This is a genomic window from Vibrio marinisediminis (genome assembly GCF_014050145.1).
Lineage (GTDB): Bacteria > Pseudomonadota > Gammaproteobacteria > Enterobacterales > Vibrionaceae > Vibrio > Vibrio marinisediminis.
Window position 1 is genome coordinate 1 of the sequence record NZ_JACFYF010000284.1, and the last position, 263, is coordinate 263.

A 263-nucleotide genomic window follows, 5' to 3' on the forward strand; every position below is an offset into this window, starting at 1 on the left:
TTAATTTATGGAGAACGCGACATCCTTTATCTAAGTATTCACTCGCTTCATAAAATCACCAAGTTTAATGGAAAAGATGGAAAAGCACCAAAGGTTTATAAACTTGGAAGCAAAGCTTGGAGAACATTAAAGCAAAAAACAAAATCTAGAGTTAAAGAAATTGCCTTTAACTTAATTCAAGTATATGCAAAACGTAAACTAGAAAAAGGCTATCAATACAATCCTGATTCTTATTTACAGCATGAGTTAGAAGCGTCTTTCCT

The 263-nt window shown here is 31.9% G+C and carries 1 protein-coding gene; it reads left to right on the plus strand.

The window, feature by feature from the left end; all coding sequences use genetic code 11:
* On the plus strand, positions 1 to 263 hold a 263-nt coding region (locus H2O73_RS24115; protein ID WP_182110821.1), incomplete at both ends, for a transcription-repair coupling factor family protein.